Here is a 239-nt window from a genome sequence, read left to right on the forward strand (position 1 = left end):
GCCCCGTCACACCGAACTGTGCCGGCCCGCCACCCGCGGTCAGCTGACGCCCGTGGCCGCTAACGTCGACCTGATCGTTATCGTCGTCGCGCCGCTACCCGAACCTCACGCCAACCTCCTCGACCGCTATTTAGTAGCAGCCGAACACGCCGGCAGCCGGCCGTTGCTGCTGCTCACCAAAGCCGACCTGATCGATGACAAACCCGCCGGAGCGCTCACCGCGCTGCTCGGCGTATATC

The 239-nt window shown here is 66.5% G+C and carries 1 protein-coding gene; it reads left to right on the top strand.

Annotated elements, in window-relative coordinates:
* Positions 1-239: GTPase RsgA (gene rsgA, locus AC0IW7_RS25005; RefSeq protein WP_471821552.1), on the top strand; the 239-nt coding region annotated here is incomplete at both ends.

It is taken from the genome of Pseudomonas sp. AC229, from assembly GCF_979254655.1.